Source organism: Streptomyces sp. MnatMP-M17 (genome assembly GCF_900091995.1).
Classification (GTDB): domain Bacteria; phylum Actinomycetota; class Actinomycetes; order Streptomycetales; family Streptomycetaceae; genus Streptomyces.
The window spans coordinates 1-6,162 of the sequence record NZ_FMDK01000364.1 but is presented as its reverse complement, the minus strand read 5'-3'; the positions used below and the strand labels follow the sequence as shown (position 1 = coordinate 6,162).

Below are 6,162 nucleotides of genomic sequence, written 5' to 3'. Positions count from 1 at the left end.
CGCAGATCTTCGAGCCGGGCGAGGACGCGGCCGTCGGCACGGCGGTACGGCAGCAGTACCGGGCGACACGCGAGGAGATCCACCCGGGCGCCTTCGGCCAGGCAGTCTGAGGCCCGGGAGTCCGGGACACGGGAGTCCGAGGCCCGGGAGTCCAGCATGCGCGTGGCGTCGGCTTCTCGTAACGGTCCTGGTGGGGCCGTGTGCGGGTCGGCGCGCCGGTCTGCGCGTGAGGTCGTTCTTGACTCGTCCTTGGACATAAACCCGTGGGGCTCCGTGGGGGACGTACCGCAAGATGGGGTCTGACCTCCGGCCTGACCCCGATCCCGGTCCTGTCCGGCCCCCGCCCCGCCGCCGACTCCGAGAGACCCCGCGTGCTCATTCGACTTCTGCGAGCCCACCTCGCCCCGTACAAGAGACCCATAGCCCTGCTGGTGGCGCTCCAGCTCCTCCAGACGTGCGCCACCCTCTATCTGCCCACCCTCAACGCCGACATCATCGACAACGGTGTGGTGAAGGGGGACTCGGGCTACATCCTGGAGTTCGGCGGCATCATGATCGCCGCCAGTGTGGTCCAGGTCATCTGCAACATCGGCGCCGTCTACTACGGCGCGCGGACCGCCTCGGCCCTCGGCCGGGACGTACGGGCCGCCGTCTTCGGGCGGGTGCAGAGCTTCTCCGCGCGTGAGGTGGGTCACTTCGGTGCCCCTTCACTGATCACCCGCACCACCAATGACGTCCAGCAGATACAGATGCTGGTCCTGATGTCGTTCACGCTGATGGTGTCCGCGCCCATCATGTGCGTCGGCGGCATCATCATGGCGCTCGGCCAGGACATCCCCCTCTCCGCGGTGCTGCTCGCCGTCGTACCGCTGCTCGGTATCTCCGTCAGCCTCATCGTCAGGAAGATGCGACCGCTCTTCCGCACGATGCAGACGCGGCTCGACACCGTGAACCGGGTGCTGCGCGAGCAGATCACCGGCAACCGCGTGATCAGGGCCTTCGTAAGGGACGACTACGAGAAGGGCCGTTTCAAGGAGGCCAACACCGAGCTGACCGATGTCGCGCTGTCCACCGGCCGGCTGATGGCGCTGATGTTCCCGACCGTGATGACGGTGGTGAACCTGTCGTCGATCGCCGTCGTCTGGTTCGGCGCGCACCGTATCGACAGCGGCGGGATGGAGATCGGCGCGCTGACCGCGTTCCTCGCGTATCTGATGCAGATCGTGATGGCCGTGATGATGGCCACCTTCATGTTCATGATGGTGCCGCGCGCCGAGGTGTGCGCCGAGCGCATCGAGGAGGTGCTGGACACCAGGTCGAGCGTCGTACCGCCGGAGAGCCCGGTGACGGAGCTGCGCCGGCACGGACATCTGGAGATCCGGGGCGCGGAGTTCCGCTTTCCCGGCGCCGAGGAGCCCGTACTGCGCGATGTGTCCCTGGTCGCCAGGCCCGGTGAGATGACCGCGGTCATCGGCTCGACGGGCAGCGGCAAGTCGACGCTGCTCGGGCTCGTACCGCGGCTGTTCGACGCGACGGACGGTGAGGTGCTCGTGGACGGCGAGGACGTACGGCGGCTCGAACCGGCGCTGCTGGCGAAGGCGGTGAGCCTCGTACCGCAGAAGCCGTATCTCTTCTCCGGGACGGTCGCGACGAATCTGCGCTACGGCAAGCCCGACGCGACCGACGAGGAGCTGTGGCACGCGCTGGAGGTGGCGCAGGCGCGGGAGTTCGTCGCCGCGCTGGAGGGCGGGCTGAACGCGGCCATCGCGCAGGGCGGTACGAATGTCTCCGGCGGCCAGCGGCAGCGGCTCGCGATCGCGCGCACGCTGGTGCAGCGGCCGGAGATCTATCTCTTCGACGACTCGTTCTCGGCGCTGGACTACGCCACGGACGCGGCGCTGCGCGCGGCGCTGGCGCGGGAGACCGCGGAGGCGACCGTCGTGATCGTCGCCCAGCGGGTCTCCACGATCCGTGACGCCGACCGGATCGTGGTCCTGGACGAGGGCCGGGTCGTCGGGGAGGGCCGCCATCACGAGCTGATGGCACAGAACAAGACATACCGGGAGATCGTGCTCTCCCAGCTGACCGAGGCGGAGGCTGCCTGATGAGCGGTCCAGGCGGACGCATGATGATGGCGGCGGGACCGACCCAGCGGTCCACGGACTTCAAGGAGTCGGGCAAGCGGCTGCTGCGGCTGCTCGCCGTGGAGCGGACCACGCTGTGGTGGATGCTCGCGGCCGGAGTGCTGAGCGTGGCACTGTCGGTGATAGGACCGAAGATCCTCGGACGGGCCACGGACCTGATCTTCGCGGGAGTCATCGGCCGGCAGACCAAGGAGGGCGTCTCCAAGGCGCAGACCATCGAGGGACTGCGGGCCAAGGGCGACGACGGGCTCGCCGATCTGCTCTCCGGAGTGGACTTCACTCCGGGCCACGGCATCGACTTCGGCGCGGTGGGCGAGGTGCTGCTGGTCGTGCTGGTGATCTATGTGGCCGCCGGACTGCTGATGCTGGTCTCCACACGGCTCTCGATCCGGGTCATCAACAACACGGTGTACCGGATGCGCGAGGACGTCCAGGCGAAGCTGTCACGGCTGCCGCTGTCGTACTTCGACAAGCAGCCGCGCGGCGAGGTGCTCAGCCGGGTCACCAACGATGTCGACAACATCTCGCAGACCTTGCAGCAGTCGATGGGACAGCTCATCAACTCACTGCTGACCATCATCGGTGTGCTGGCCATGATGTTCTGGATCTCGCCGCTGCTGGCGCTGGTCGCGCTGGTGACCGTACCGCTGTCGGTGTTCGTCGCGGCGAAGGTCGGCAAGAGGTCGCAGCCGCAGTTCGTCCAGCAGTGGAAGGTCACCGGCACGCTCAACGCGCATATCGAGGAGATGTACACCGGGCACTCGCTGGTGAAGGTCTTCGGGCGGGCGGAGGAGTCGGCCGAGCTGTTCCGCGAGCAGAACGACCAGCTCTACGAGGCCGGCTTCAAGGCGCAGTTCAACAGCGGGATCATGCAGCCGCTGATGCTTTTCATCTCCAACATCAACTATGTGCTGATCGCGGTCGTCGGCGGACTGCGGGTGGCCTCGGGCACCTTGTCGATCGGCGATGTGCAGGCGTTCATCCAGTACTCACGGCAGTTCTCGATGCCGCTGACGCAGGTCGCGTCGATGGCCAATCTGCTCCAGTCCGGAGTCGCCTCGGCCGAGCGGATCTTCGAGCTGCTGGACGCGGTGGAGCAGGAGCCCGACGCGCCGTCCGTGGAGCGGCTGCGCAAGTCGCGGGGACAGGTGACGATCGAGCATCTCTCGTTCCGCTACGAGCCGGAGAAGCCGCTGATCGAGGATCTGTCGCTCTCGGTGGAGCCGGGACAGACGGTCGCGATCGTCGGTCCCACGGGCGCGGGCAAGACCACGCTGGTGAATCTGCTGATGCGGTTCTACGAGGTGACCGGCGGCCAGATCTCGCTGGACGGCCTGGACATCTCCCGGATGTCCCGTGCGGAGCTGCGCGCCAAGATAGGCATGGTCCTCCAGGACACCTGGCTCTTCGGCGGCACGATCGCGGAGAACATCGCGTACGGCGCGTCGCGCGAGGTCACCCGGGAGGAGATCGAGGAGGCGGCGCGCGCGGCCCACGCCGACCGTTTCGTCCGTACGCTCCCGGACGGCTACGACACGGTGATCGACGACGAGGGCTCCGGCGTCAGCGCCGGTGAGAAGCAGCTGATCACCATCGCGCGGGCGTTCCTCTCGGATCCGGTGATCCTGGTGCTCGACGAAGCGACCAGTTCGGTGGACACCCGTACCGAAGTGCTGATCCAGAAGGCGATGGCGCGGCTGGCACACGGCCGTACGAGCTTTGTGATCGCACACCGGCTCTCCACGATCCGGGACGCGGACGTGATTCTGGTGATGGAGAGCGGCTCGATCGTCGAACAGGGCACGCACGAGGAGCTGCTGGCGGCGGAGGGCGCGTACGCACGGCTGTACGCGGCGCAGTTCGCGCAGGCGGTGGCGGAGGTCGACTGAGGCGGTGAAGGCCGGCTGAGCGAGCGGGCCGGCACGGTGTACGTGTCCGGCGCGGCGCCGCGTCCGTACTGCCCTGGGGCGTACTGCCCTCGGGCCGTACGGGCGCGGCGCCGGTCTCAGTCGAGATAGCCCCGGAGCTGGTCGGCGTAGGCATGATCGCGGAGTTTGCCGAGTGTCTTGGACTCGATCTGCCGTATGCGCTCGCGCGTCACACCGAAGATCCGGCCGATCTCCTCCAGCGTCCGGGGCCGGCCGTCGGCCAGCCCGTACCGCAGCTGGACCACCTTGCGTTCGCGCTCGCCAAGAGTGGAGAGCACAGCCTCCAGATGCTCACGCAGCAGCAGGAAGGCCGCGGACTCGACCGGGGACGCGGCGTCGCCGTCCTCTATCAGATCGCCGAGCGCGACATCGTCCTCCTCGCCCACCGGCGCATGCAGGGAGACCGGTTCCTGCGCGAGCCGCAGCACCTCGCTGACGCGCTCGGCGGTCAGATCGAGCTGCTGGGCCACCTCTTCGGGAGTCGGCTCGTAACCGCGCTCCTGAAGCAGTCTGCGCTGGACCCGTACGACACGGTTGATCAGCTCGACCACATGGACCGGGACCCGGATCGTGCGGGCCTGGTCGGCCAGCGCCCGGGACATCGCCTGGCGGATCCACCAGGTCGCGTACGTCGAGAACTTGTAGCCGCGGGCGTAGTCGAATTTCTCGACCGCCCTGATCAGGCCCAGGTTTCCTTCCTGGACGAGATCGAGCATGGTCAGTCCGCGGCCGACATAGCGCTTGGCCACGGAGACGACGAGCCGCAGATTCGCCTCGATCAGCCGCCGTTTGGCCATCCTGCCGAGCACGACCAGCCGGTCGAGGTCCAGCGCGAGCCGGGAGTCCAGATCGGTGGCGCCGCTCAGCTTCTCCTCGGCGAAGAGGCCGGCCTCGACGCGCCGGGCGAGATCCACCTCCTCGACGGCGGTGAGCAGCGGGACACGGCCGATCTCCCGCAGATACTGACGGAAGAGATCGGAGGAGGGCCCGCCCGTGTCGGCACGGCTGCCCCGCCGTGCCGGTGGCTCGGGCACGAAGGGCACCTCCACGGGATCCTCGGTCAAGGGCTCCAGAGCCAGGGCCAAGGGCTCCGTCAGGGCCAAGGGCTCCGGAGCCAGGTCCGGTACGGCCGTCGACACAGCTGCCGGCACCGTCTCCGGGTGGTGGACGGCGCGGCTCTGGGACGGGACCGCGGCCGCGAACTCGCCGGGAGGCATGTTCGGTGGCACGGTCAGGGTCGAAGTCGGGGTCCGGTTCTGCACGGGGGGCGACCTCCAGGGTGATCGCTGCCGGTTCAGGGGCGTACGGCAGCGGGACGGAGGCGGCCGGGCCGTACTCCGTCCCGTACACGATGAGCGGATCCGCGGGGTGTGAGGCGCCCACCGTCGGCAGGCCGGCCGCGCTCCGTAGAACTCAGGCACCGAACCCAGTGTGGGGTACGACACATGACTGTCACGAGGGGCGTGCGGCGACTTTCTGCGTCCCGTACGTAACCGGGCCGTTACCCAGGGAGGCAGGAAGGGCGCGCCGGGTGGGGTTCGATGTGAGGCTCAGAGCGCGTCGGCGCCGCGGTTGCGGAGGGACTGGCCGTACTGCTGGAGCACCCACAGCTCGTTCTGCACGGCGGCGAGATGGTCCGGCGCGGCATGGGTGCCGAGCCTGGTCAGTGTGCCGGTGACCTCGCGGACCCGGCGGTCCACGGCGCGCAGCCGTACCTGGACGAGCTGCTCCCCCGCGTAGGTCTCGTCGATCGTCTTGCCGTGGAACACCTCCACGGCCAGCTCGGTGACCATGGCGCGCACCGCGTCGTTCGGCGCGGCCTCGCGGACCCGGGCCAGATACTCCGGCGCGGAGTGCAGGCCCTGCTCGGCGCCGCCCGCCTCCGCTATGGCGCGGCGTACGGCGGCGTACGGCGGCGCGGTGAATTCGTCCTCGCCGTAGGCGTCGAAGGCCGGTGAGACCAGCTCGGGCCGCTGGAGGGCGAGCTTCAGCAGCTCGCGTTCGGTGCGGTGGGCCGGGCTGCGGAGATTGAGCGCGGGTCCTGAGGAGCCGGGGCCGGCTCCGGACGGGCCGGGGCCACCCGCGCCCTG

At 68.8% G+C, this 6,162-nt stretch carries 3 protein-coding genes and 1 pseudogene; 2 read left to right on the top strand and 2 right to left on the bottom strand.

What is annotated here, in order from left to right; genetic code table 11:
- Positions 1–371: 371 nt before the first annotated feature.
- Both GA0115259_RS16965 and GA0115259_RS16960 read left to right on the top strand, forming a co-directional pair.
- On the top strand, positions 372–2,105 hold the full coding sequence (locus GA0115259_RS16965; protein ID WP_093597385.1) for an ABC transporter ATP-binding protein: 1,734 nt from the start codon (positions 372–374) through the stop codon (positions 2,103–2,105).
- Positions 2,105–4,033, top strand: coding sequence for an ABC transporter ATP-binding protein (locus GA0115259_RS16960; RefSeq protein ID WP_093597382.1), 1,929 nt, complete (start codon positions 2,105–2,107; stop codon positions 4,031–4,033). The genes GA0115259_RS16965 and GA0115259_RS16960 overlap by 1 nt, the downstream gene beginning before the upstream one ends.
- Before the next feature lie 116 nt (positions 4,034–4,149).
- On the opposite strand, the gene GA0115259_RS16955 is transcribed toward GA0115259_RS16960, so the two are convergent.
- Both GA0115259_RS16955 and GA0115259_RS16950 read right to left on the bottom strand, forming a co-directional pair.
- Positions 4,150–5,289, bottom strand: a complete 1,140-nt coding sequence (locus tag GA0115259_RS16955; protein WP_370748013.1) for an RNA polymerase sigma factor — start codon at positions 5,287–5,289, stop codon at positions 4,150–4,152.
- Between the two features lie 333 nt (positions 5,290–5,622).
- A pseudogene (locus tag GA0115259_RS16950) lies at positions 5,623–6,162 on the bottom strand (DNA primase); the annotation flags it as partial.